We start from the raw sequence: 20,751 nt of genomic DNA, 5'->3' as shown, positions 1-20,751 counted from the left end.
CTGCGCCGTGTCGGGTCCCCTCCGCGGCCCCTAACAGCCCCTCCCCCCCAGCCCGTAGCTCCAGCGCATGACACCCTCCCCGGACCCAAACCGCAACCAGCGACGGCCGAAAGCCGACGGATAGCAAGGACCGATCAGCGCCCGGACCGCAACCAACGACGAAGCACACCCCCGGCGGGAGCAACGGCGCGCGCCCACGACGAACCCGGGCAGGAATGAACTTGATCTGCTTTTGGCTGAACTTCTTCGGAGGGGCCGCTCAGTGATCGCGCGCGCCGGACAAATAGACTCGCTCGGTCCGCGCGAAGCGTGCCACGCTCTCCGTTGACCCAATCCGAATCGCCCACACGACGCAAGGGGGCACCGATGGCTGCCATTTCCCGCGACGAGGTCGCGCATCTCGCGCGGCTGTCGCGGCTCGCCGTGACCGAGCAGGAGCTCGACACGTTCGCCGGCCAGCTCGACGTGATCCTCCAGGCCGTGGCGCGGGTGGGTGAGGTCGCGGCCGCGGACATCCCGCCGACCTCGCACTCCGTGCCGTTGACCAACGTGTTGCGGGAAGACGTCGTGATCAGTTGCCTGACCCGGGAAGAGGCCCTCGCGGGCGCGCCCGACGTGGCCGAAGACCGGTTCCGGGTGCCGCGCATCCTGGACGAGGAGGCGTGACAGTGAGCGACCTGACCAGGATGACCGCCGTCGAGATCGCCGCGAAGGTGGCCGATGGCGAGGTTTCCGCCGAGGAAGTGACGCGGGCGCACCTTGACCGGATCGCCGCCGTCGACGGCCAGGTGCACGCGTTCCTGCACGTCGACGCCGACGGCGCGGTCGAGGCCGCCCGCAAGGTCGACGCCAGGCGGGCCCGCGGCGAGTCGCTCGGGCCGCTGGCCGGCGTGCCGGTCGCCGTCAAGGACGTGATGGCCACCCGCGGTGTCCCGACCACCGCCGGGTCGAAGATCCTCGAAGGGTGGCGGCCGCCCTACGACGCGACCGTCGTCGAGCGGCTGCGGGACGCCGGCACGGTGATCCTCGGCAAGACCAACATGGACGAGTTCGCGATGGGCTCGTCCACCGAATACTCGGCCTACGGGCCGACCAACAACCCGTGGGACCTCGGCCGGATCCCCGGCGGCTCGGGTGGCGGCAGCGCGGCGGCCATCGCCGCCTTCGAGGCGCCCCTGGCCATCGGAACCGACACCGGCGGCTCGATCCGGCAGCCGGGCGCGGTGACCGGCACGGTCGGGTCGAAGCCGACCTACGGCGGCACCTCCCGCTACGGGCTCATCGCCTTCTCGTCGAGCCTCGACACCCCGGGGCCGTGCGCGCGCACCGTGCTCGACGCGGCCCTGCTGCACGAGGTGATGGCCGGGCACGACTGGCGCGACTCGACCTCGATTCCGCAGCCCGTGCCGCCGGTGGTCGAGGCGGCCAGGCTCGGCCTGACCGGCGACCTGACCGGCATGCGGCTCGGCCTGGTCACCCAGTTCGACGGCGAGGGCGCCGAGCCCGGCGTGATGGCCGCGTTCCGCGACGCGCTGGCCGCGCTGACCAAGCTGGGCGCCGAGATCGTCGACGTGTCCTGCCCGCACTTCGAGTACGCGCTGCCGGCCTACTACCTGATCGCGCCGAGTGAGGCCTCGTCAAACCTGGCCCGCTTCGACGGCGTCCGCTACGGCCTGCGGGTCGGCGACGACGGGACCCGGTCGCTCGAAGAGGTGATGTCGCTGACCCGCGAGGCCGGCTTCGGCCCCGAGGTCAAGCGCCGGATCATGCTGGGCACCTACGCGCTGTCCAGCGGCTACTACGACGCCTACTACGGCCAGGCGCAGAAGGTCCGCACGCTGATCACGCAGGACTTCAACGCGGCCTTCGAGCAGGTCGACGTGCTGGTCGCGCCGACCACCCCGTTCGTCGCGTTCCCGTTCGGGTCGCGCACCTCCGACCCTTACCAGATGTATCTCGCCGACCTGTTCACGATCCCGACCAACCTCTACGGCGGCCCCGGCATCTCGGTGCCCTGCGGCCTGTCCGAGGGGCTGCCGGTCGGCTTCCAGATCATGGCCCCGACGATGGCCGACGACCGCATGTACCGGGTCGCCGCCGCCCTCGAGTCCGCCGTCGGCACGCTGACCCCGCCGTCCCTGGAGGGCTGATGACCACCACGACGCTGCCCACCACCTACGACGCGGCCGTCGCCGGCTTCGAGCCGGTGATCGGCCTGGAGACCCACGTCGAACTCGGCACCAAGACGAAGATGTTCTGCGGCTGCCCGACCGACTTCGGCGGCGAGCCCAACACCCGGGTCTGCCCGGTCTGCCTGGGCCTGCCCGGTTCGCTGCCGGTGGCCAACAAGGCCGCGATCGAGGCGACGATCCGGATCGGGCTCGCGCTCAACTGTTCGATCGCCACCTGGTGCCGGTTCGCCCGGAAGAACTACTTCTACCCGGACATGCCGAAAGACTTCCAGATCAGCCAGTACGACGAGCCGCTGTGCGTCGACGGTTACCTCGATGTCGAGGTCGAGGGGCGCACGGTGCGGATCGGCATCGAGCGGGTCCACCTGGAGGAAGACACCGGCAAGACGTTGCACGTCGGCGGCGCGACCGGTCGCATCCACGGCGCGACCGAGTCGCTGGTCGACTACAACCGCGCCGGCATCCCGCTGGTCGAGATCGTCACCAAGCCGGTGCCCGGCACCGGTGCGCTCGCCCCCGAGGTGGCCCGGGCCTACGTGACCGAGCTGCGCGACATCCTCCGCGGCCTCGGCGTCTCCGACGTCCGCATGGAGGAGGGCTCGCTGCGCTGCGACGTCAACACGTCGCTCAACCGCCCGGGCGAGAAGTGGGGCACCCGCACCGAGACCAAGAACGTCAACTCGCTGCGCTCGGTCGAGCGGGCCGTGCGGTCGGAGATCATCCGGCAGGCCGGCGTCCTCGAGGGCGGCGGCCGGATCGTCCAGGAGACCCGGCACTTCTCCGAGGAGACCGGCGACACCCGCCCCGGCCGCTCGAAGGAGGAGGCGACCGACTACCGCTACTTCCCCGAGCCCGACCTCGTGCCGCTTGCGCCCGAGCCGGAGTGGGTCGAGTCGTTGAAGGCCGCCCTCCCCGAGCCGCCGCGGGTGCACCGCAAGCGCCTCCAGGACGCGTGGGGCCTGTCCGACCTCGACATGCGGTCGGTGGTCAACGCGGGCGCGGTCGAGCTGATCGAGCAGACGGTGGCGGCGGGCGCCTCCGCGGCGGGCGCCCGCAAGTGGTGGCTGGGCGAGCTGGCCCGGCGCGCCAACGAGGCCGGCATCGAGCTGTCCGCGGTCGGCGCCACACCGGCCCAGGTGGCCGAGCTGCAGACGCTGGTCGACAGCGGCAAGCTCAACGACAAGCTGGCCCGCGTGGTGCTCGAGGGCGTCGTGGCCGGCGAGGGCTCGCCGGCGCAGGTGATGGAGGCGCGCGGCCTCGCGGTCGTCTCCGACACGGGCGCGCTGACGGCGGCCGTCGACGAGGCGATCGCCGCCAACCCCGACGTGGCCGCCAAGGTCCGCGAGGGCAAGGTGGCCGCCGCCGGCGCCCTGGTCGGTGCCGTCATGAAGACGACCAAGGGCCAGGCCGACGCGAAGTCGGTGCGCGAGCTGATCCTGCAGCGCCTCAGCGGAAGCTGATCTTTAAGAGCGGTTCCCGGGTCCGCGGGCGGCACGACCGTCGCTCCCGCCGGGGACCGCTCGCTTCGCTTCGCTGCCAGGTCCGCGATTGATACTTTCCATAGCTACTATCTACTTGTAGAGTAAATCTCGTGGACGACGACACCGCGACCGGGCGGCTGCTGTGGCAGGTGACCTTGCGCTGGCGGGCGGCGGTCGACCGCGCGGTGGCGCCGCTCGGCCTGACCCACGCGCAATACAGCTTGATCGGGTCGCTCTACGGCCTGACCCGGCAGGGCCGCAGCCCATCGCAGCGGGAGTTGGCCGACTTCGCGGGCCTGGAGCAGATCTACGTCTCGAAGCTGATCCGCGGGCTCGTCGACGCGGGCCTGGTGACGCGGGTGCCCGACCCGGCCGATTCGCGGGCCCGGCAACTGTCCCTGACACCCAAGGGCGTCGAGGTGACGGAAGCGGCCGTCGGCGTGGTCCACGCCCTGCAACGCGAGCTGACCGCCCCGATCGGCGGGCCGTCGGGCCCGCGCAACCGGGCGCTGATCAGCAGTCTCAGAGCCTTGCTCGGCGGCGTGCCGGGCGCATCCGAAGGGAGCACAGCCATGACCGCGACTCCTACCTTGACCGGCCAGGACATCGGCGAGGCCCAGGGCGCGTTGAGCGCCCTGCTATCCAACGTGCTGGCCGCCTCCGACGTGTCGGGCAACGAATACGTGACGTTCCGGGTGATCACCGTCCGCGGGCCATGGGCGTCGCTCGACGACCTGGCGGCCTATCTCGCCACACAGCCGCAACTCGGCCTGGACGGGGCGGGTGCCGCGCAGCTCTGTGCCGGTGTTGTCCAAAAGGGACTCGTGGCGGCCGACGGTCCGGTTGCCCTTACCCCGCAGGGGTTGCGACTGTTCGAGTCGCTCAACGACACGGTCCGGCAGACGACACAGACCCTCTATGCGGGCCTCGACGCCGACGACCTGGCGACCGCACACCGCGTGCTGGCAACGCTGACCGACCGCGCCCACCGCGCCGTCGCTGGCTGACTCCCGGGTAGGCCACCGCGCGGCACCGATGGCGGAAGGTTCGGCTCCCGGCGCCGGCGTCGCCGCGTCGGGAGCCAGGCCACCGCGCGGCGGCAACGAACCGGCCCGACGGCCTATCCGACCACAACCCGCCATCGCCGCCACCATACGGAGCAGTCCGCCTCCGCCCGGCGACAAACCGGCCCGACGGCCGGTCCGACCACCCCCCGGCCGCCAGCGCCGCCACGACACGGACCGCACCGCCACCACCGGGCGACAAACCGGCCCGGCGGCCAGTCCCCCCGGCCGCCCGCGGCTACACGGACCAGACCGCCGCCGCGCGGCGACAAACCGGCTTGGCGGCCAGTCCGACCACCCCCGGCTACACGGACCAGACCGCCGGCGCCCGGCGACAAACCGGCTTGGCGACCAGTCCTGACACCACCTCCCGCCGGCGCCGAGCCGACACGGACCAGACCCCGGGCGCCCGGCGACAGAGCGGCCCGAGGGTCTGCCCGGGCGCCACCTCCCGCCGTCGCCGCCATGACACGGAGTCGCGCCCGCCGCCGGCGCCGCACATGTTTTCGCATGTGGTTACGCGCGAAAACATGTACGGCTCGCGGAGCCCACGACAAACCGGCACGGCGGCCGGTCCTGGCGCCGCCTCCCGCCAGCGCCACCACGACACGGAGTCGGGCCGCCGCCGGCGACAAACCTGCCCGGCGGCCGGTCCTGGCGCCGCCTGCCGCCGGCGTCGTCAGGACATGGAGTCGGGCCGCCGTGCCAGCGGCGGGCTGCTCGTGGTTCGGGGGTGGCGTGGCGCCCTCGGGTGGGGTCAGGCTTTCAGCGCGTCGGGATTGGTTTGCGGTTCGGGCATTTCGGCGCCGAAGAAAGCAGCCAACGGGTCGACCATGCGGGGATGGGCGCGGTTGACGGCATCGTGGCCGCTGTTGGGGATCAGCAGCGTGCGGGCCCGCGGGATGGCTCGGGCCAGCGCCTCGTTGGCGGGCGCGTAATAGCGCGGGCCCGTGGCGCCGCAGGCCAGCAGGACCTCCGCGGTGACACCGGCCCAGCGGTCAGCCGGGCCATCGGCCGCGGCGATCAGCGCCGACTCGTCGAGGGTCATCGGCAGCAGGTCGCCCATCATCCGGCCGATCGGGGTGCGCAGGAAGAGCAGGCAGATGGCGGTCTGCACGGGTAGCGGCCACCTCGAGGTGGCCTGGTGCGTGTTGATGCCGCCGGCCGTCAGCGCCATCGCCCGGGCGATCTGGCCCGCGTCGGCCGCGGCCCGGGCCGCGGGGAGCCAGGCCGCCGGGAAGCTGCCGTCGATCGAGATGGCCGCGTCGTAGAGGGCCAGCCGCGCGATCGGCAGCCGCAGGGCGGCGGTCAGCGCGATGAAGCCGCCCGAGCTGTGGCCGATGACGTTGCCGGCGCCGGTGTGGTCGAGCACCGCGGCGAGGTCGTCGATGTCTTCGTCGAAGGTGTAGGGCAGCGTCCGCGGTGGTGCGTCCGCCCGGCCGCGCCGGTTGTAGAGATGCACCGTGAACCGGTCGGCCAGCGCCGCCGCCAGCCGGCGGTAGGTCGTGATGTCGACGCCGCCGCCGTGCACCACGACGACGCCCGGCCCGGCTCCGCTGCTGTGCAGCACGATGGTCGCGCCGTGGCGCGCTGTGATCCGCTCCATGGCCCCTCCCCCGAATCGAGATCGTTAACTGCAAACGCTGTTCGCAGTTTACAGTTGTCGGGTGACCGATGCGCAACCCATCTGGACCCGGCCCGCACGCGGCAGCCGCGGACCGACCCCCGGACACAGCCGCGACGAGATCGTGCGAGCCGCGATCGCCCTGGCCGACGCCCAGGGTCTGCCGGCGGTCTCGATGCGTGCGGTGGCCACCGCGCTGGGCACGACGGGCGGCTCGCTCTACCGCTACCTGTCGTCCCGCGACGACCTGCTCGACCTCATGACGGACCACGCCGTGGGCGAGCTGAAGCCCTACCCCGAGCCGGAAGGTGACTGGCTCGACCAGATGCTGCGGCTGGCCCTAAGGCAGCTCGACCTGCACCGCCGCCACCGCTGGCTGAGCGACGTCGCTCAGCGGCCGTCGTCGGTCGGCCCGGCGACGCTGTCCTGGTTCGACCATTGCCTGGGCACCCTCGCGCCGACCGGGGCGCCGACCACGGCCAAGTTCGAAGCGATCGCGGTCGTCACCGGCACGGTCATTCTTTTCAGTCGGGACCGCGACGCCGCCGCCGCGAGCGCGACCCCGTTCACCGGCCTCGACCCGGCGACCTATCCGCACCTGACCGCGGCACTGGCCAGGCCCGGCCCACCGCCCGCGGGCGACCTCTTCGAGCGCGCCCTGCGTTCCGTGCTGACCGGCCTGCTCGAGCGCCCCGGCCGGTCAGGGTTTGGCGAAAGCGGCGAGAAACTTGTCGCGGAAGCTGTCCATCCGCCAGACCGGTGAGTTGGCCGCCGGCGCCAGGCCCGGCGCCCAGCCCCAGCTGTCGATCTTCGGGATCACCGTCGGATCCTTGGCGATCACCGTGATCGGCACGTCGCGGTTGGGGTTGGCGCCGGTGATGACGGGCGACGGCTGGTGGTCGCCGAGCATCACCATGACCGTGTTCTCGGTGCCGTATTTCTCCATATAGGACACGAGGCTGTCGACCGAATACTCGACCGTCCGGCGGTAGTTGTCCTGGACCTTGCTCACGTCTTCGTTGTTGATCTCGTCGGGATTGCCGCCCCGACCCTCGTTGCCGGGATACGTGGAGCCGTCGCCCAGTGCGTCCCAGTCCATCATCGGCGGCACCGGGTCCCACGGCGCGTGGCTGGACAGCAGGTCGATCTCGGCCATCACCGGCTGGCGGCCGGGCAGCGGCCGGGCGAGCTCCGACCGCTGGAACGACTGCATCGTGAACTGGTCGGGAATCGACGAGAAGGCGTAGCCCTGGCCCTTGTAGCCGAGCGTGCGGTCGTCGTACTCCTTGTCGAAGCCGTAGACCTTGCCCTCGGGCCAGTCGCGCCGATTGGCCGGCATCACCGCGACCGTGCGCCAGCCGGCCTTGTCGAACGCCGTCGTGAGCGTGTAGCGCGACCCTTCGGTGAACTTCCCGTACCGCCGCTGGCTGTTGATCCACAGTCCGGATTGGAACGTCGAGTGGGCGAGCCAGCTCCCGCCGCCGATGGTCGACGACGTGAGCCAGCCGCTGCGGGTCTGGAAGCCGGCCGCGGAGAGCGACTGCGATCGGGCCGAGAGCAGCGAGGCGGTCTGCGGATAGTTGACCGCGTCGCGCCCATAGCTTTCCACGAACGCGAAGATGACGTCCTTGCCCCGCAACCCCTGCAACAACTGCGAGGCGGGCACGTCCCGGTAGGCGTCGGTGGCCTCTTCGCGGGCGTACGCGGCCTGGTCGTTGATGTCCTCGCGAAGCTGGGCGGCATGCCCGTAGGCGGCCGACGCGGTGTTGCGGCCCGCCACCGGCACCCCGGGCGCCACGTGCACGCCCAGCACCGCCAGCGCGACCCAGACGACGCCGAGCACCGCGACCACCCGCAGCGCGAGGGCCTTGCGCACGGCCACCACGCGCGAGAGTCGCAGGATCGACAGCGTCGCCAGCACCGGGATGGCCACGGCGACCAGGACGGCACCGATCACGGCGCCGATCGCGCCGGGCTTGCCGAACGACTCGGAGACCCACTCCTCCGCGGCGCGGAACAGCGACCAGTCGGAGAGCGGGTCGAACTGCCGGGAGAGCGTGACGCCGAAACCGAGGTCGAGCACCTTGAGGATACTGACCACGCCGAGCAGCACGCCGGCGACGATGCCGACCACCGTGCGGGCCCGGGCCGGCAGCAGCACCACGATGGCCACCCCGATCAGGGCCTCCAGCGGGATCACCACGATGCTCCACGGCGTCAGCGACGCGTAGTCGTCGGGGAGAAGCAGCAGGACCAGCACGAAGAAGGCGGCCAGCCCGGTGACGATGCGGCTTTTCACGACGCGAGCCAGTCGGGTTCGATGGTCCGCCGGGCGTGCCGGGCCTTCGCGGCCAGATAACCGGCGTTGGCCGCGGACAGGTGCAGCCGGGTCGGCACCCGCTTCGTCACCGTCACGCCGAGCGACGTGAGCTGCTCTTCCTTGTCGGGGTTGTTGGTCAGCAGGGCGATCCGCCCCACACCGAGGGCCCCGAGCATCTGCGCGGCGACGGTGTAGTCGCGCTCGTCCTCCGCGTGCCCGAGCGCGAGGTTCGCCTCGTACGTGTCCATCCCCGTGTCCTGCAACGCGTACGCGTCGAGCTTGGCGTACAGCCCGATGCCCCGCCCCTCCTGCCGGAGGTAGAGCAGCAGGCCGCCGGCGTTGGTGATCCGCTCGACCGCCTCGCGCAACTGGGGGCCGCAGTCGCAGCGCTCGCTGCCGAACACGTCACCGGTCAGGCACTCGCTGTGCGGCCGCACCAGCGGCGCCTCGTCGCGGGCCAGGGTGCCGCGCCAGTCGCCGAGCCCGAGCGCGAGGTGCTCGCGCTCGTCGGCCAGCCCGGTGAACGAGAACACCTCCGCCGTGGTGCTGTAGCCGTCAGGGAACCGAAGGGGGACCGATACCTGCGTGCGTATCGTCGCGTCGTCCATCAATCTCCTCATCAGACGGTGCCGAACCGGGACGAGAGCCCGTAGCGCAACAGCACCACGTCGCCGACCTGGCGGACCTCGGCCAGCGTTGCCCGGCGCTCCTGGCTCCAGGGGAAGTCACCGTCGCCGACGAAGCGGGGTGCCTTGGAGTCGCCGACGAAGAACGGCGCCACCACGAGGTGCAACTCGTCGGCGAGTTCCTCGGTCAGGAACTGGGTGTGGATGGTGCTGCCCCCCTCGACCATCAGCCGGCCGACTCCGCGAGCGTAGAGGTCTTCGGTGACCCGGCGCAGGTTGACCGGTTGCCCCCCGTCGACGACGGTGGCGTGGGCACCCAGCCGCGCCGTGGCCTGTTCCACAGTGGAGCTCGCGCAGTAGACCAGCTTCTCCGCGTCGCCGGCCTGGAAGAACGCCGCGTCCGCGTCGAGGCCGGCTCCTTCGGTCACCGTCACCTTGCGCGGCGAGGGGTGCTCGCCGCGGGCCACCCGGGCGTCCCGGTGCTCAGGCGACTTGACCACCAGGCGGGGGTTGTCGCGGCGGACCGTCTCGGCGCCGACCAGGATCGCGTCGCAGCCGGCCCGGACCTCGTCGACCCGCAGGAAGTCGGCCTCGTTGGACAGGAGCAGGCGCTCGTCGAGGCAGTCGTTGACATAACCGTCGATCGACATCGCGCAGCTCAGCAGGACGTAGGGTCGCTCAGCCATGGCTGTACTCCGGTTGCCGTCGGACGCCGGACTCCCGTAGGTCATGCTCCAGCATTACCGGTTTCTCGGCGGCGCGCCTGGCGTCCGCCCAACGCAGCACCAGCACCACGGCCCCCGGCAGGCTCGCCACCAGGGCCAACACGCCGAACACGACCGCCGTGGACACCCCCTGCGCGGAGGTCAGGCCGGCCGCGCCGAACGCCCAGGCGGCCACGCCCTCCCGGGGGCCCCAGCCGGCGATGTTGCAGGGCAGGGCCATGGCCAGCAGCGCGAGCAGGGTCAGCGGGGCCAGCAGGCGCAGCGGGGCGGTCGCCCCGGCAGTGCGGGCGGCGACCAGGAAGGTGACCAGGTGGCCACCGAGCACCACGGCCGTCGTGATCACCACGCCGATCCCGGTGCCGGGCGAGGCGAGCCCGGTGCGCAGCCGCAACCGGCCCTTGGCCAGGTAGGCGACCAGGGCCACGACGGCTAGCGCGGCGACGGCCAGCGGCATGTGCCGGCGCACCGGTGACGGGAACACGGCGAGGGTTACCACGGAAAGCGCGATCGTAACCACGAATCCGGCCATCCGTTCGACCACGACCGCGCGTACGCCGAGGGCGACGTCGCCGATGTCCTTGCCGTGCCGGACGGCCCGATGCACGTCGCCGACCACCCCGCCGGGCAGCGTGGTGTTGAGGAACTGGGCACGGTAGTAGGCACCGACGGCCTCGCGCAGCGGCAACGTCACGCCGAGCGCCCGGGCCACCAGCGCCCACCGGTAGGCGCAGGCGACCGTGGTCACCACGCCGAGCCCGAAGGCGGTGCCGAGCGCGGTCGCGTCGACGCCGCGGATGCCGTCGAGGAAGGGGCCGCTGCCCAGCCGCCAGACCAGCACGCCGAGCAGCGCGGCGCCGCCGGCCAGCCGGACCCAGCCCCAGATCTGCGCCTTGGTCACGGCAGGGCCAACAGGTCGACGTGGTCGACGCTAGCGGTGAGCCGGCCTTCGGCGATCTCCGCGGTGCGCCGCCGGGCGTACCCGCCGGCCGGGGTGGCCAGCGCCGGGACCTGCTCGACCGCGGCCGCCAGCCACTCGCGGAACCAGACGTCGAGCAGCGCCCGATCGTCGGCGGCCAGCCGCCACGGGCTGGGCCGCAGCGTGGTCGCCACCCCGTGCCGGCCGAACGCGTCGGCCAGCGCCGCGACCGCGTCGGGGCCGAGCAACCGGCGCCCGCCGACCGCGCGCCGCTGGTGCGCGTTGAACGCGGCGGCCACCTCGGCGTCGAACGGGTCCGCGGGCGTGAGTTCCACCCGGCCGACGACCGAGAGCATGATCAGCGCGGGTACGCCGGCACCGGCGCACGCGGCCGCGATCGCGTCGACCTCCTCGACGGTCAGGATGTCGATCAGCGCCGACGCGGTGACCAGCCCGGCACCGGACAGGTCGGCAGCGGTCAGCGTGCCGATGTCGCGCTGCCGGGTGGTCACGGTGATCCCGTCCGGCTTGCCGGCCAGCGCGGCCGCGAGCAGGTCCGGGTCGCGGTCCCACATGATCCAGTGCTGCGCGGCCGCCAGCCGGGGCGCCAGCCAGCGGACGGCCGAGCCGGTGCCGCACCCCAGGTCGTGTACCACCAGCCGGGGCGCGTCGCCGAGCCGCGACCGCAGGTCGTCGACCAGGTCCGCGGCGCGCGCCGCGGCGTCGGCGGGTTCGCGCAGGCGCAGCCACTCGGGGCTGACGGTGGGCATCAGGGCGCTCGTCATCTGCTCGTGCTCTCCCGCATCGCGACCGTGGACAGGACATCGGACGCCAGCTTCGCCGTCACCGGCCAGCCCGCCAGCGTCGTGCGACGCAGCCGGGCCGACGCGCGCAGCGCATCGCGGGCGGAAGGTTCGGTGAGCCAGCGCCGCAGCGCGGCGGCGAGCGCGGCCGGGTCGCCGGGCGGCACCAGCATCCCCGGGCGGCTGCCGTCCGGCGCCCGGCCCAGCGTGTCGGGCAGACCCTGCGCGGTCGTGGTCAGCACGGGGATGCCGCGGGCCAGCGCCTCGGTCACGACCATCCCGTAGGAGTCGGCCCGGGACGGCAGCACGAGCAGGTCGGCGTCCGCGTATGCGGCGTCGAGGTCGGCTCCGGTGCGCGGGCCGGCGAAGCGCATCCCGGCCGGCGCGCGCCCGCGCACCGCGGCGGCGAACTCCGGGGCCCGTTCCAACGAGCCGACGCACAAACAGCTCCAACCGGCGTCCGGCAACATCGCCAGCGCCTCGGCCAGCACGTCGTGCCCCTTGTGCGGCAGCACGGCGGCGACGCAGAGCAACCGGGAGCCGGTGTCGCCGTGCGCGGCCACCGGCCGCGGCTCGACGCCGGGCGCGGCCACGAACGCCGGCAGCCCGTAGCGCTCGAACACGTGCCGCCGGCTCCATTCGCTGGTGGTCAGCACCGCGTCGGCGGCCGCCAGCACCTCCCGCTCGCCCGGCTCGCCGAAGATCATGTGGACCAGCACGACGAGCCGCAGGCGACCGACCCGGTCGACCGGGACGGAGGTGGCCAGCAGGCCGTCGACCACGACGAGCGCGCCGTCGGGCAGCGTGTCGAGCACCGGACCCAGGGGCGTCCCGACCGGGACCGGGTGTTCCCGGACCGTCCAGCCGAGCGCCGCCAGACCGTCGAAGACCCGCCGGTCGTAGGCGTTGCCGCCGCTCGGCGCGGTCGGGTCGTCGATGTCGTCAGGCACGATGACGTGTACGCCGCCCGGCGGCGAAAGGTTCACAACGATCGCTCGTAGCTCGCCCACGCGATGTGCGACTCGTGCAGGGTCACGGTGATGCCGGCCAGCTCACGGCCGCCCTCGCCGAGTTCGCCGGCGCTCGCCCGCTCGGCCAGCCGGTCGGCGATCACCTTCGCGAGCACCTCGGTCGTCGTGTTGACACCCTTGAGCGTCGGCTCGTCGTCGAGGTTGTGCAGGTTGAACTGCCCCACGATGGCCTTGAGCTCGTCGGACGCGCGCGCGATGTCGACCACGATGCCGTCGGCGTCGAGCTCGGCGCGGCGGAACGTGGCGTCGACCAGGAAAGTCGCTCCGTGCAGCTGCTGCGCCGGGCCGAAGACCTCGCCGCGGAAGCTGTGGGCGATCATCATGTGATCGCGCACCGTAACGCTGAACATGTGTTTCTCTACTCTCCGTAGGTGATGACGTGGCACAACCCAGCCAGGTTGCCAGAGGCGAGGGCCGGCAGCACCTCGGGTAAACGCTCGAACGGGTGCTGCCCGCTGACCAGCGCGTCAAACGCCGGGTCGCGGAGCAACTCGAGGGCGAGGCCGAGGCGGTCGGCGTAGGAGCGGGTCGACCGGCGGGCCGGCGCGACCATGCCCACCTGGCTGGCCCGGATGGCCAGCCGTCCGGAGTGGAACCCGGCGCCGAGCGGCACGCTCACCTCGCGGTCGCCGTACCAGCTCATTTCGACGACCGTGCCCTCCGGCCGGAGCAACTCGAGCGACCGGCGCAGCCCGGCCTCGGTGGCGCTGGCGTGGAAGACCAGGTCACGGCCGGTCGCGGCGTCGTGCGGGTGGGCGAACTCGACGCCGAGCGCGGCGGCCGTCGCGGCCCGGGCCGGATCGACGTCGACGAGTTCGACCGCGACGCCCGGGAAGCGGCACAGCAACCGGGCCACGCCGCAGCCGACCATCCCGCCGCCGACCACGGTGACGCGGTCGCCGACCAGCGGCGGGGCATCCCAGAGGGCGTTGACGGCGGTCTCCACCGTGCCGGCCAGCACCGCGCGCGACGGCGGCACGTCGTCGGGCACCACCACCACGGCGGTGGCCGGCACGACGTACCCCGTCTGATGGGGATAGAGGCAGAAGACGGTGCGCCCGCGCAACTCGTCCGGCCCCCGCTCGACGACGCCGACGTTGAGGTAGCCGTACTTGACCGGACCCGGGAAATCGCCCTCCTGGAACGGCGCCCGCATGGCCGTGTGCTGGCTCTGCGGCACCGCGCCGCGGAACACCAGCGTCTCGGTGCCACGGCTCACGCCGGTCCGGATCGTGCGCACCCTCACCTCGTCGGGACCGGGCTCCGGGACGGTTGCCGGGCGGACCTCGCCGGCGCCGGGTGCGACCACCCAGAACGCGCGTTCGGTGGGGCTCATCCGTGGCTCTCCGTCATCTTCATGAACCGAACGATCCCATCTCCCGTACCCCCGTGTGCCGCTTAATGACACGGAGGAACGATGCGCATGGTTCGGTCCGGCCCGCTGGTCGGCATGTTTGCCCAGTTCACTGTGCTTGCGGCGGTGGCTGCGGCGGTCGGTCTCGGCCCACTTGGCTGGGTCGCCGGCGCCGCGTTCGCGATCATCACGATGATCCTTCTCGAACACGGACTGTCGTCATCCGGACTCAGCACGTACGGCCCCGCCGACTGGGTGACGGCCGCCCGGACGACCCTGATCGGTGCCGTCGCCGCCCTCGTCGTCGACGGCATCCAGCGCACGCCGCCGGTCGCGATGGTGGTCGGCCTGGTGGTCGTCGCGCTGCTGCTCGACGGCGTCGACGGGCAGGTCGCCCGGCGCACCGGCACCACCTCGGCGTTCGGGGCGCGGTTCGACATGGAGGCCGACTCGTTCCTGGTCCTGCTGCTCAGCGCCTACGTGGCACACACGGCCGGCTGGTGGGTGCTGGCGATCGGCGCGATGCGCTACGCGTTCCTACTCGGCATCTGGTCGACCCGCTGGATGCGCGGCACGCTGCCGCCCCGCTACTGGCGCAAGGTGGTCGCCGCGACGCAGGGCGTCGCCCTGGTCACCGCGACCGCGGGCATCCTGCCGTTCCAGGCCACCCTGGTGCTCCTGCTGGTCGCGTTCGCGCTGCTGCTCGAATCGTTCGGTCGCGACGTTCTCTGGCTGTGGCGCGACGGTCACCCGGTCACCCGCACCCGGGTGATCGGTAGGCTCCTCCCTCGTGAATGAGCAGCAGCAATGGCCCTGGCCCGAAGGCAGCGCGACGGGTGTCGGCTCGATGCCCGGCGACGACATCGCCGAGGCGCAACGCGTGGTCTTCGGGGAGCTGCCTGACCTGCCGCACCTGGCCGAGTTGCCCGACCGTGGCCCCGGCGCCGACATCATCGGCCGCACCTCGGCGTTCCTGGTCGACCTGCCGGTCGAGCTCTACGTCGGCGCCTGGCGGGTCGCGGCGCGACCCGGGCGCGACCTGCGCCGCGCGCACGACCTGCTGGAACGCGACCTCGACCAGCTGACCGAGCAGGGCGACGGCTACACCGGCGTGGTCAAGGTGCAGGCGGCCGGCCCCTACACGATGGCGGCCGGCGTCGACCTGCCGGTCGGGGGCCGCCTGCTCCGCGACGAGGGCGCGGTCCGCGATCTCACCACGTCGCTGACCGAAGGGCTGCGGGGGTACGTCGAGGACGTGCGCCGCCGGCTGCCCGGCGCGACCGTGCTGCTCCAGGTCGACGAGCCGGCCCTGCCGACGGTGCTGGCCGGGCGGGTGCCGACCGAGAGCGGGTTCAGCGCCTACCGGCCGGTGGATGCCAACACGGCCGCGGACGCGCTGCGTGGCCTGGTCAGCGGGGTCGGTGCGCCGGTGACGTTCCATTGCTGTGCGGCCGACGTACCCATCTCGCTGTTGGTTTCGGCCGGCGCCTCGGCCCTTTCTCTTGATCTTTCGTTGGTCACCGCGCTCGACCCGCTGGGCGAAGCCATCGACGCCGGTGTCGGGCTGCTGGCCGGCGTGGCCGCGACCAGCGGTGCGCGCGCGCCGGGTCACAAGGACCTCGTCGATCGGATACGCGGGGTCTGGAACCAGCTCGGTTTCGGCGCCGACCTGCTCCGGCGCCAGGTCGTGGTCACGCCGACCTGCGGGCTGGCCGGCGCCTCACTCAGCTACGCGAAGGACGTGCTGGCGGCCTGCCGTGACGCCGGTCGGCGGCTGGTCGAGGAATAGCCTCCAGCGTGGTGGGGAACAATGGCCGGCATGATCGGCCGCCTCTACAACCTCGTGATCGACTGTCCGGATCCGCCCGCTCTGGCCGGGTTTTACAGCGAGTTGCTGGGTATGCCCGTGGTGCACAAGCGGGAGGGCTGGGTGGTGATCTCCGATGACCGCGTGCGGATCGCGTTCCAGGTGGCGCCCGGCCTGCACCAGCCGCACTGGCCCGACCCGGAGCGCCCCCAGCAGATGCACCTCGACGTGATGGTCGACGACCCCGACAAGGCCGAGGCGGCCGCGGTCGCGCTGGGCGCGAAGCGGTTGCCGGGCGGCGGGGCGGATTTCCGGGTTTTCGAGGATCCCGCGGGGCATCCCTTCTGTCTGGTGTTCGAGGTCTGAGACTTTGTCGTACGGGCGGGCTAGGTTGCTGATGATGGGGTCTAGTCGTCCGGAGGTTTTCGGTGTCCTCGGAAGAAATTCCTGACCAGCGGGTGACCGCCGCGCAGGAGGCGGCCGCCGGCGCCGAGCCGCCGGCCGAGGCCCGCGCGCGGCATGCGGCCCTGGCCGAGGAGATCGACGGGCACACCTACCGCTACTACGTGCTCGACTCGCCGACCGTGTCCGACGACGAGTTCGACCGGCTGATGCGCGAGTTGATCGCGCTCGAAGACGAGTATCCGGCGCTGCGCACGCCCGAGTCGCCGACCCAGCGGGTGGGCGGCTTCACCACCGAGTTCCGCCCGGTCGAGCACCTCGAGCGGCTGCTCAGCCTCGACAACGTGTTCAGCACCGAGGCGCTGGCCGGTTGGGCCGAGCGCGCCGTCCGCGACGCCGGCGGCCCGGTGCGCTTCCTGTGCGAGCTCAAGGTCGACGGCCTGGCGATCAACCTGACCTACGAGAAGGGCCGGCTGGTCCGCGGCGCGACCCGCGGCGACGGGCGCACCGGCGAAGACGTCACCGGCAACGTGCGCACGATCCGGGGCATCCCGGAGCGCCTGACCGGCAAGAACGTGCCCGAGTTGCTCGAGGTGCGCGGCGAGGTCTACTTCCCGGTCTCCGCGTTCGCCGATCTCAACGCCGGCCTGGTCGAAGACGGCAAGGCGCCGTTCGCCAACCCGCGCAACGCGGCCGCGGGCAGCCTGCGCCAGAAAGACCCGCGGATCACCGCGTCCCGGCCGCTGCGGATGGTGGTGCACGGCATCGGCGCCCGCAAGGGCTTCACGCCGGCGTCGCAGTCACAGGCCTACGAGTCGCTGCGCGAGTGGGGGCTGCCGACCAGCGACCGCTGGAAGGTGGTCGACGATCTGGCCGGCGTCGACGACTACATCGCCTACTACGGCGAGCACCGGCACGACGTCGAGCACGAGATCGACGGTGTGGTGGTCAAGGTCGACGAGATCGCGCTGCAGGGGCGGCTGGGCTCCACCAGCAAGGCGCCGCGCTGGGCGATCGCGTTCAAATACCCGCCGCAGGAGGTCAACACCAAGCTGCTCGACATCCAGGTCAACGTCGGCCGCACGGGGCGGGTGACCCCGTTCGCGGTCCTCGAGCCGGTCAAGGTGGCGGGCTCGACGGTCGCGCTGGCCACCCTCCACAACGCCCGTGAGGTCGAGCGCAAGGGCGTGCTCATCGGCGACACCATCGTGCTGCGCAAGGCCGGCGACGTGATTCCCGAGGTGCTCGGGCCGGTGATCGGGCTGCGGCCCGACGACGCCCGGCCCTTCGTGATGCCGACCGAGTGCCCGGCCTGCGGCACCACGCTGGCGCCGGCCAAGGAGGGCGACGTCGACATCCGCTGTCCCAACGCCCGGTCGTGCCCGGCCCAACTCCGCGAGCGGGTGTTCCACCTCGCCGGGCGGGGCGCGTTCGACATCGAGGTGCTCGGCTACAAGGCCGCGAGCGCGCTGCTCGAGTGCGGCGTGATCACCGACGAGGGCGACCTGTTCGACATCGACGCGCTGGCGCTGCGCGACTGCCCCTTCTTCGTCAACAAGGACGGCACCCTCGGCAGCAACGCGGTCCGGCTCCTCGACAACCTCGACGAGGTCAAGCAGCGTCCGCTGTGGCGGGTGCTGGTCGCGCTCTCCATCCGCCACGTCGGCCCGACCGCGGCGCAGGCGCTGGCCCGCCACTTCGGCTCGATCGAGCGGATCGACGAGGCACCGGTCGAGGAACTGTCCGGTGTCGACGGGGTGGGCCCGACGATCGCGGTCAGCCTCAAGGAATGGTTCGCGGTCGACTGGCACCGCGAGGTGGTGCGCAAATGGCGCGCTGCCGGTGTGCGGATGGCCGACGAACGCGGCGACGACGGCCCGCGGCCGCTCGAAGGCATCACGGTCGTGGTGACCGGCACGCTCAGCGAGTTCTCCCGCGACCAGGCCACCGAGGCGATCACCAGCCGCGGCGGCAAAGTAACCGGTTCAGTATCCAAGAAGACCGACTTTGTCGTCGTAGGCGACAATCCCGGCTCCAAGCACGACAAGGCCGTGTCCCTCAAGGTGCCCGTCATCGACGAGGCTGGCCTGCGGATTCTTCTCGCCGACGGGCCCGACGCGGCCCGCGCGAGTGCGCTGAGTGACGAGGCCTGAGCCGACGGCTATTGGCCCATAGTTGCCCGCTTGCCGTGTATACCAACTTAATCACGACTCTGTCCGTTTCGCTCGGTTGGCAAACGGCGCCCATAGGGTGGGATCTTTAGTGGACGGTCAGGCCGGGCGCTGGGGGGCGTAGTGGGGCGAGCGGGGAGGTGGGATGGACGCTGCCGTGCGGCGTAACACCGTTCCCGCCGAACGGGCGGCGTCGTTCTACACGTTCGTAGGAACGGTCATCACGGTGGCCGTTCTTGTCTGTGCTGCCCCGATCAGCGACCTTCCGGAACGGCTTCCCGCGCTGCCCGCCGCATTCTGGGTGATGGCGGCGCTGGCCGTCCTTTGTGACTACCGGCCGTTCGCGCCGCCCGGCCGCCGGCAGAGTTCCGCGGTCTTCCCGTCGATCTGCTTCACGTTCGCGATCCTGCTCGCCTGGGGTCTTGGCCCCGCGATCCTGGTGCAGGCGGCCGCCGTCGTCTCCTCGTCGATCCAGCTGCGTCACGCCGCGTGGCGGGCGGTGTTCAACGTCGCGCAATACGCGCTGGCTCTGGGTGCGGCCGAAGCGGTGCTGCGCGGTTTCGGCGAAGACGCGTTCGCCTCCGGCTTCGGTCCATCCTGGATCGACGTGGTCGCGGCCACGGCCGCCGCGGCGGCCTGGTTCGTCGTCAAATACGGCACCGTCACGATCGCCGTCCGCCTGCACTCCGGCGGCGACTGGTGGACCACCTTCCGCCACGGCCTGGCCTTCGAGTCGGTCTCCATCGGTGCCCTGCTGCTGCTGGCGCCCCTCCTGGTCGGCGGTCCGGCCGCCGAGAGCGTCGCGCTGATCCCGCTGATGCTGGTGCCGCTGTTCGCGGTCTACCGGATGTCGCGGCTGTCGTCCGAGCAGGAGCATCTCGCCCGCCTCGACCCGTTGACCGGGCTGGCCAACCGCAAGGCCCTGCTGGCCGAGGTGCACGAACAGGCGGCGCTGCACGCGGCGCGGGCCGCGGCCGGCGCACCGGACCGGCATTTCGCGCTGCTGCTGCTCGACCTCGACCGGTTCAAGCACGTCAACGACGCCCTGGGCCACGCGGTCGGCGACCAGTTGCTGATCGAGGTCAGCGAGCGGCTGGTCCAAGCGGTGGGGCCGGCCGACGTGGTCGCCCGGCTGGGCGGCGACGAGTTCGCGATCATCACACCGCGGCTGACCGACGCGGCCGGCGCCCGGGCGTTGGCCGACCAGATCGTGGCGGCGCTGGCCGAACCGGTCGCGCTCGACGGCCTCCCGCTCGACGTGGCCGGTTCGATCGGCATCGCCCTGTTCCCCGAGCACGGCGACGACTTCGCGACGTTGATGCGGCACGCCGACGTGGCCATGTACGACGCGAAGCACCGCCGTGACACGGTGGTCGTCTACGCGCCGGAATCCGACCACAACACGCCGGAGCGGTTGAGCCTGCTCGGCGACCTCCGTCGCGCCCTTGACCCCGACGTGGCGGCACCGGCGGCCGGCGAGATCACCATGTACTACCAGCCCCAGATCGAAATCCAGACCGGCGCGGTGGTCGGTGTCGAGGCCCTGCTCCGCTGGCGGCACCCCAAGCGCGGCATGGTCGACCCGGAAGAACTGATCAAGGTGGCCGAGCAGAGCGCCGTGATGCGCCTGCTCACCCGCCGGGTGGTCGACGACGTGGTCGAGCAGTTGGCCAAGTGGCAGGCCGCGGGCGTCCAACTGCGGGCGGCGGTCAACGTCAGCATCCGCGACCTGCACACCCTGGAGATCGTCGACCAGATCAAGGAACGCCTGGCCCGCTTCGGGGTCTCGCCCGACCAGCTGCAACTGGAAATCACCGAGGGCGCGCTGATGGCCGACCCGCGGCGGGTGCTGGCCACCATCTCCGAGCTGGCCAAGCTGGGCGTGGCCATCGCGCTCGACGACTTCGGCACCGGCTACTCGTCGATGCAGCACCTGCGCCGCCTCCCGCTGACCGAGGTCAAGGTCGACCGCTCGTTCGTGCTGGGCATGGCGACCGACGCCGACGACCACGCCATCGTCCGCACGGTCATCGACCTGGCCGGCGCGCTGGGCCTGCGGGTCGTCGCGGAGGGCGTCGAAGACGAGCGCACCTGGCGCCTCCTGCGCGCGGTCGGCTGCCACGTGGCCCAGGGCTGGTTCTACGCCCGCCCCATGCCGGCCGACGAGTTGGCCGAGTGGCTCGGCCGCTACCGGCCCATCAACCCGTCGTCGTAGACGGCGGTGGCGGGCCCTCG

Annotated in this window: 19 protein-coding genes; 10 read left to right on the top strand and 9 right to left on the bottom strand. The window is 72.0% G+C overall.

The features are described from left to right. Positions 1 to 366 precede the first annotated feature (366 nt). The 4 genes from gatC (at position 367) to AB0J74_RS21995 (ending at position 4,680) form a co-directional block, all read left to right on the top strand. On the top strand, positions 367 to 666 hold the full coding sequence (gene gatC, locus AB0J74_RS22010) for an Asp-tRNA(Asn)/Glu-tRNA(Gln) amidotransferase subunit GatC (protein WP_363450676.1): 300 nt from the start codon (positions 367 to 369) through the stop codon (positions 664 to 666). Positions 667 to 668: 2 nt separating this feature from the next. Continuing rightward, positions 669 to 2,150 carry an Asp-tRNA(Asn)/Glu-tRNA(Gln) amidotransferase subunit GatA gene (gatA, locus tag AB0J74_RS22005; protein ID WP_363450708.1) on the top strand — a complete coding sequence of 494 codons (1,482 nt, stop codon included), beginning with the start codon at positions 669 to 671 and terminating at the stop codon, positions 2,148 to 2,150. Beyond that, positions 2,150 to 3,652: an Asp-tRNA(Asn)/Glu-tRNA(Gln) amidotransferase subunit GatB gene (gatB, locus tag AB0J74_RS22000; protein ID WP_363450674.1), complete on the top strand. Its 1,503-nt coding sequence runs from the start codon at positions 2,150 to 2,152 to the stop codon at positions 3,650 to 3,652. The genes gatA and gatB overlap by 1 nt, the downstream gene beginning before the upstream one ends. Positions 3,653 to 3,783: 131 nt before the next feature. Continuing rightward, complete coding sequence (locus AB0J74_RS21995; protein ID WP_363450672.1) at positions 3,784 to 4,680, top strand: MarR family winged helix-turn-helix transcriptional regulator; 897 nt, start codon at positions 3,784 to 3,786, stop codon at positions 4,678 to 4,680. An 814-nt stretch (positions 4,681 to 5,494) separates the two neighbouring features. Here the strand turns inward: AB0J74_RS21995 and AB0J74_RS21990 are convergent. After that, positions 5,495 to 6,343, bottom strand: a complete 849-nt coding sequence (locus tag AB0J74_RS21990; protein WP_363450670.1) for an alpha/beta fold hydrolase — start codon at positions 6,341 to 6,343, stop codon at positions 5,495 to 5,497. 61 nt (positions 6,344 to 6,404) lie between these two features. On the opposite strand from AB0J74_RS21990, the gene AB0J74_RS21985 reads away from it, so the two are divergent. Beyond that, positions 6,405 to 7,124 (top strand): TetR/AcrR family transcriptional regulator, encoded by a 720-nt coding sequence (locus AB0J74_RS21985; RefSeq protein WP_363450668.1) that lies wholly within the window; start codon positions 6,405 to 6,407, stop codon positions 7,122 to 7,124. On the opposite strand, the gene AB0J74_RS21980 is transcribed toward AB0J74_RS21985, so the two are convergent. The 8 genes from AB0J74_RS21980 to AB0J74_RS21945 are packed head-to-tail and all read right to left on the bottom strand — an operon-like array spanning position 7,062 to position 14,118. Continuing rightward, entirely contained in the window at positions 7,062 to 8,660 is a 1,599-nt protein-coding gene (locus tag AB0J74_RS21980) for a sulfatase (RefSeq protein ID WP_363450666.1), read from the bottom strand. The genes AB0J74_RS21985 and AB0J74_RS21980 overlap by 63 nt on opposite strands. Beyond that, the gene (gene ribA / locus AB0J74_RS21975) at positions 8,657 to 9,292 is read right to left on the bottom strand and encodes a GTP cyclohydrolase II (protein WP_363450706.1); all 636 of its coding nucleotides are present in this window, start codon (positions 9,290 to 9,292) and stop codon (positions 8,657 to 8,659) included. The genes AB0J74_RS21980 and ribA overlap by 4 nt, the downstream gene beginning before the upstream one ends. Before the next feature lie 8 nt (positions 9,293 to 9,300). Further along, complete coding sequence (locus AB0J74_RS21970; protein WP_363450664.1) at positions 9,301 to 9,993, bottom strand: dihydrofolate reductase family protein; 693 nt, start codon at positions 9,991 to 9,993, stop codon at positions 9,301 to 9,303. After that, entirely contained in the window at positions 9,986 to 10,930 is a 945-nt protein-coding gene (locus AB0J74_RS21965) for a lysylphosphatidylglycerol synthase transmembrane domain-containing protein (protein ID WP_363450662.1), read from the bottom strand. Before AB0J74_RS21965 ends, AB0J74_RS21970 begins: the two co-directional genes overlap by 8 nt. Then, complete coding sequence (locus AB0J74_RS21960; RefSeq protein ID WP_363450660.1) at positions 10,927 to 11,733, bottom strand: class I SAM-dependent methyltransferase; 807 nt, start codon at positions 11,731 to 11,733, stop codon at positions 10,927 to 10,929. Before AB0J74_RS21960 ends, AB0J74_RS21965 begins: the two co-directional genes overlap by 4 nt. Continuing rightward, a complete protein-coding gene (locus AB0J74_RS21955; protein ID WP_363450658.1) occupies positions 11,730 to 12,737 on the bottom strand; it encodes a glycosyltransferase family 4 protein in 1,008 nt (335 codons plus the stop codon). The genes AB0J74_RS21960 and AB0J74_RS21955 overlap by 4 nt, the downstream gene beginning before the upstream one ends. After that, on the bottom strand, positions 12,734 to 13,132 hold the full coding sequence (locus AB0J74_RS21950) for a 6-carboxytetrahydropterin synthase (RefSeq protein WP_363450656.1): 399 nt from the start codon (positions 13,130 to 13,132) through the stop codon (positions 12,734 to 12,736). The genes AB0J74_RS21955 and AB0J74_RS21950 overlap by 4 nt, the downstream gene beginning before the upstream one ends. A gap of 8 nt (positions 13,133 to 13,140) precedes the next feature. Then, on the bottom strand, positions 13,141 to 14,118 hold the full coding sequence (locus tag AB0J74_RS21945; protein WP_363450654.1) for a dehydrogenase: 978 nt from the start codon (positions 14,116 to 14,118) through the stop codon (positions 13,141 to 13,143). A gap of 81 nt (positions 14,119 to 14,199) precedes the next feature. On the opposite strand from AB0J74_RS21945, the gene AB0J74_RS21940 reads away from it, so the two are divergent. The 5 genes from AB0J74_RS21940 (at position 14,200) to AB0J74_RS21920 (ending at position 20,731) form a co-directional block, all read left to right on the top strand. Beyond that, on the top strand, positions 14,200 to 14,934 hold the full coding sequence (locus AB0J74_RS21940) for a CDP-alcohol phosphatidyltransferase family protein (RefSeq protein WP_363450652.1): 735 nt from the start codon (positions 14,200 to 14,202) through the stop codon (positions 14,932 to 14,934). 49 nt (positions 14,935 to 14,983) lie between these two features. Next, positions 14,984 to 15,925 (top strand): methionine synthase, encoded by a 942-nt coding sequence (locus AB0J74_RS21935; RefSeq protein WP_363450705.1) that lies wholly within the window; start codon positions 14,984 to 14,986, stop codon positions 15,923 to 15,925. A gap of 30 nt (positions 15,926 to 15,955) precedes the next feature. Then, a complete protein-coding gene (locus AB0J74_RS21930) occupies positions 15,956 to 16,309 on the top strand; it encodes a VOC family protein (RefSeq protein WP_363450703.1) in 354 nt (117 codons plus the stop codon). A 62-nt stretch (positions 16,310 to 16,371) separates the two neighbouring features. Next, positions 16,372 to 18,498, top strand: a complete 2,127-nt coding sequence (gene ligA / locus AB0J74_RS21925; protein ID WP_363450650.1) for an NAD-dependent DNA ligase LigA — start codon at positions 16,372 to 16,374, stop codon at positions 18,496 to 18,498. Between the two features lie 163 nt (positions 18,499 to 18,661). After that, the gene (locus tag AB0J74_RS21920; protein ID WP_363450648.1) at positions 18,662 to 20,731 is read left to right on the top strand and encodes an EAL domain-containing protein; all 2,070 of its coding nucleotides are present in this window, start codon (positions 18,662 to 18,664) and stop codon (positions 20,729 to 20,731) included. The last annotated feature ends 20 nt before the right edge of the window (positions 20,732 to 20,751 follow it).

The organism is Asanoa sp. NPDC049573 (genome assembly GCF_040676615.1).
In the GTDB taxonomy this organism is placed as follows: domain Bacteria; phylum Actinomycetota; class Actinomycetes; order Mycobacteriales; family Micromonosporaceae; genus Asanoa.
This window is presented reverse-complemented; position numbering and strand designations above follow the sequence as displayed.

Excerpts from the sequence above, each read along its gene's own strand:
- gatC (WP_363450676.1), top strand. The coding sequence starts at position 367 with ATGGCTGCCATTTCCCGCGACGAGGTCGCGCATCTCGCGCGGCTGTCG.
- gatB (WP_363450674.1), top strand. The coding sequence starts at position 2,150 with ATGACCACCACGACGCTGCCCACCACCTACGACGCGGCCGTCGCCGGC.
- AB0J74_RS21990 (WP_363450670.1), bottom strand. The coding sequence starts at position 6,343 with ATGGAGCGGATCACAGCGCGCCACGGCGCGACCATCGTGCTGCACAGC.
- AB0J74_RS21970 (WP_363450664.1), bottom strand. The coding sequence starts at position 9,993 with ATGGCTGAGCGACCCTACGTCCTGCTGAGCTGCGCGATGTCGATCGAC.
- AB0J74_RS21960 (WP_363450660.1), bottom strand. The coding sequence starts at position 11,733 with ATGACGAGCGCCCTGATGCCCACCGTCAGCCCCGAGTGGCTGCGCCTG.
- AB0J74_RS21950 (WP_363450656.1), bottom strand. The coding sequence starts at position 13,132 with ATGTTCAGCGTTACGGTGCGCGATCACATGATGATCGCCCACAGCTTC.
- AB0J74_RS21945 (WP_363450654.1), bottom strand. The coding sequence starts at position 14,118 with ATGAGCCCCACCGAACGCGCGTTCTGGGTGGTCGCACCCGGCGCCGGC.
- AB0J74_RS21940 (WP_363450652.1), top strand. The coding sequence starts at position 14,200 with ATGCGCATGGTTCGGTCCGGCCCGCTGGTCGGCATGTTTGCCCAGTTC.
- AB0J74_RS21935 (WP_363450705.1), top strand. The coding sequence starts at position 14,984 with ATGCCCGGCGACGACATCGCCGAGGCGCAACGCGTGGTCTTCGGGGAG.
- AB0J74_RS21930 (WP_363450703.1), top strand. The coding sequence starts at position 15,956 with ATGATCGGCCGCCTCTACAACCTCGTGATCGACTGTCCGGATCCGCCC.
- AB0J74_RS21920 (WP_363450648.1), top strand. The coding sequence starts at position 18,662 with ATGGACGCTGCCGTGCGGCGTAACACCGTTCCCGCCGAACGGGCGGCG.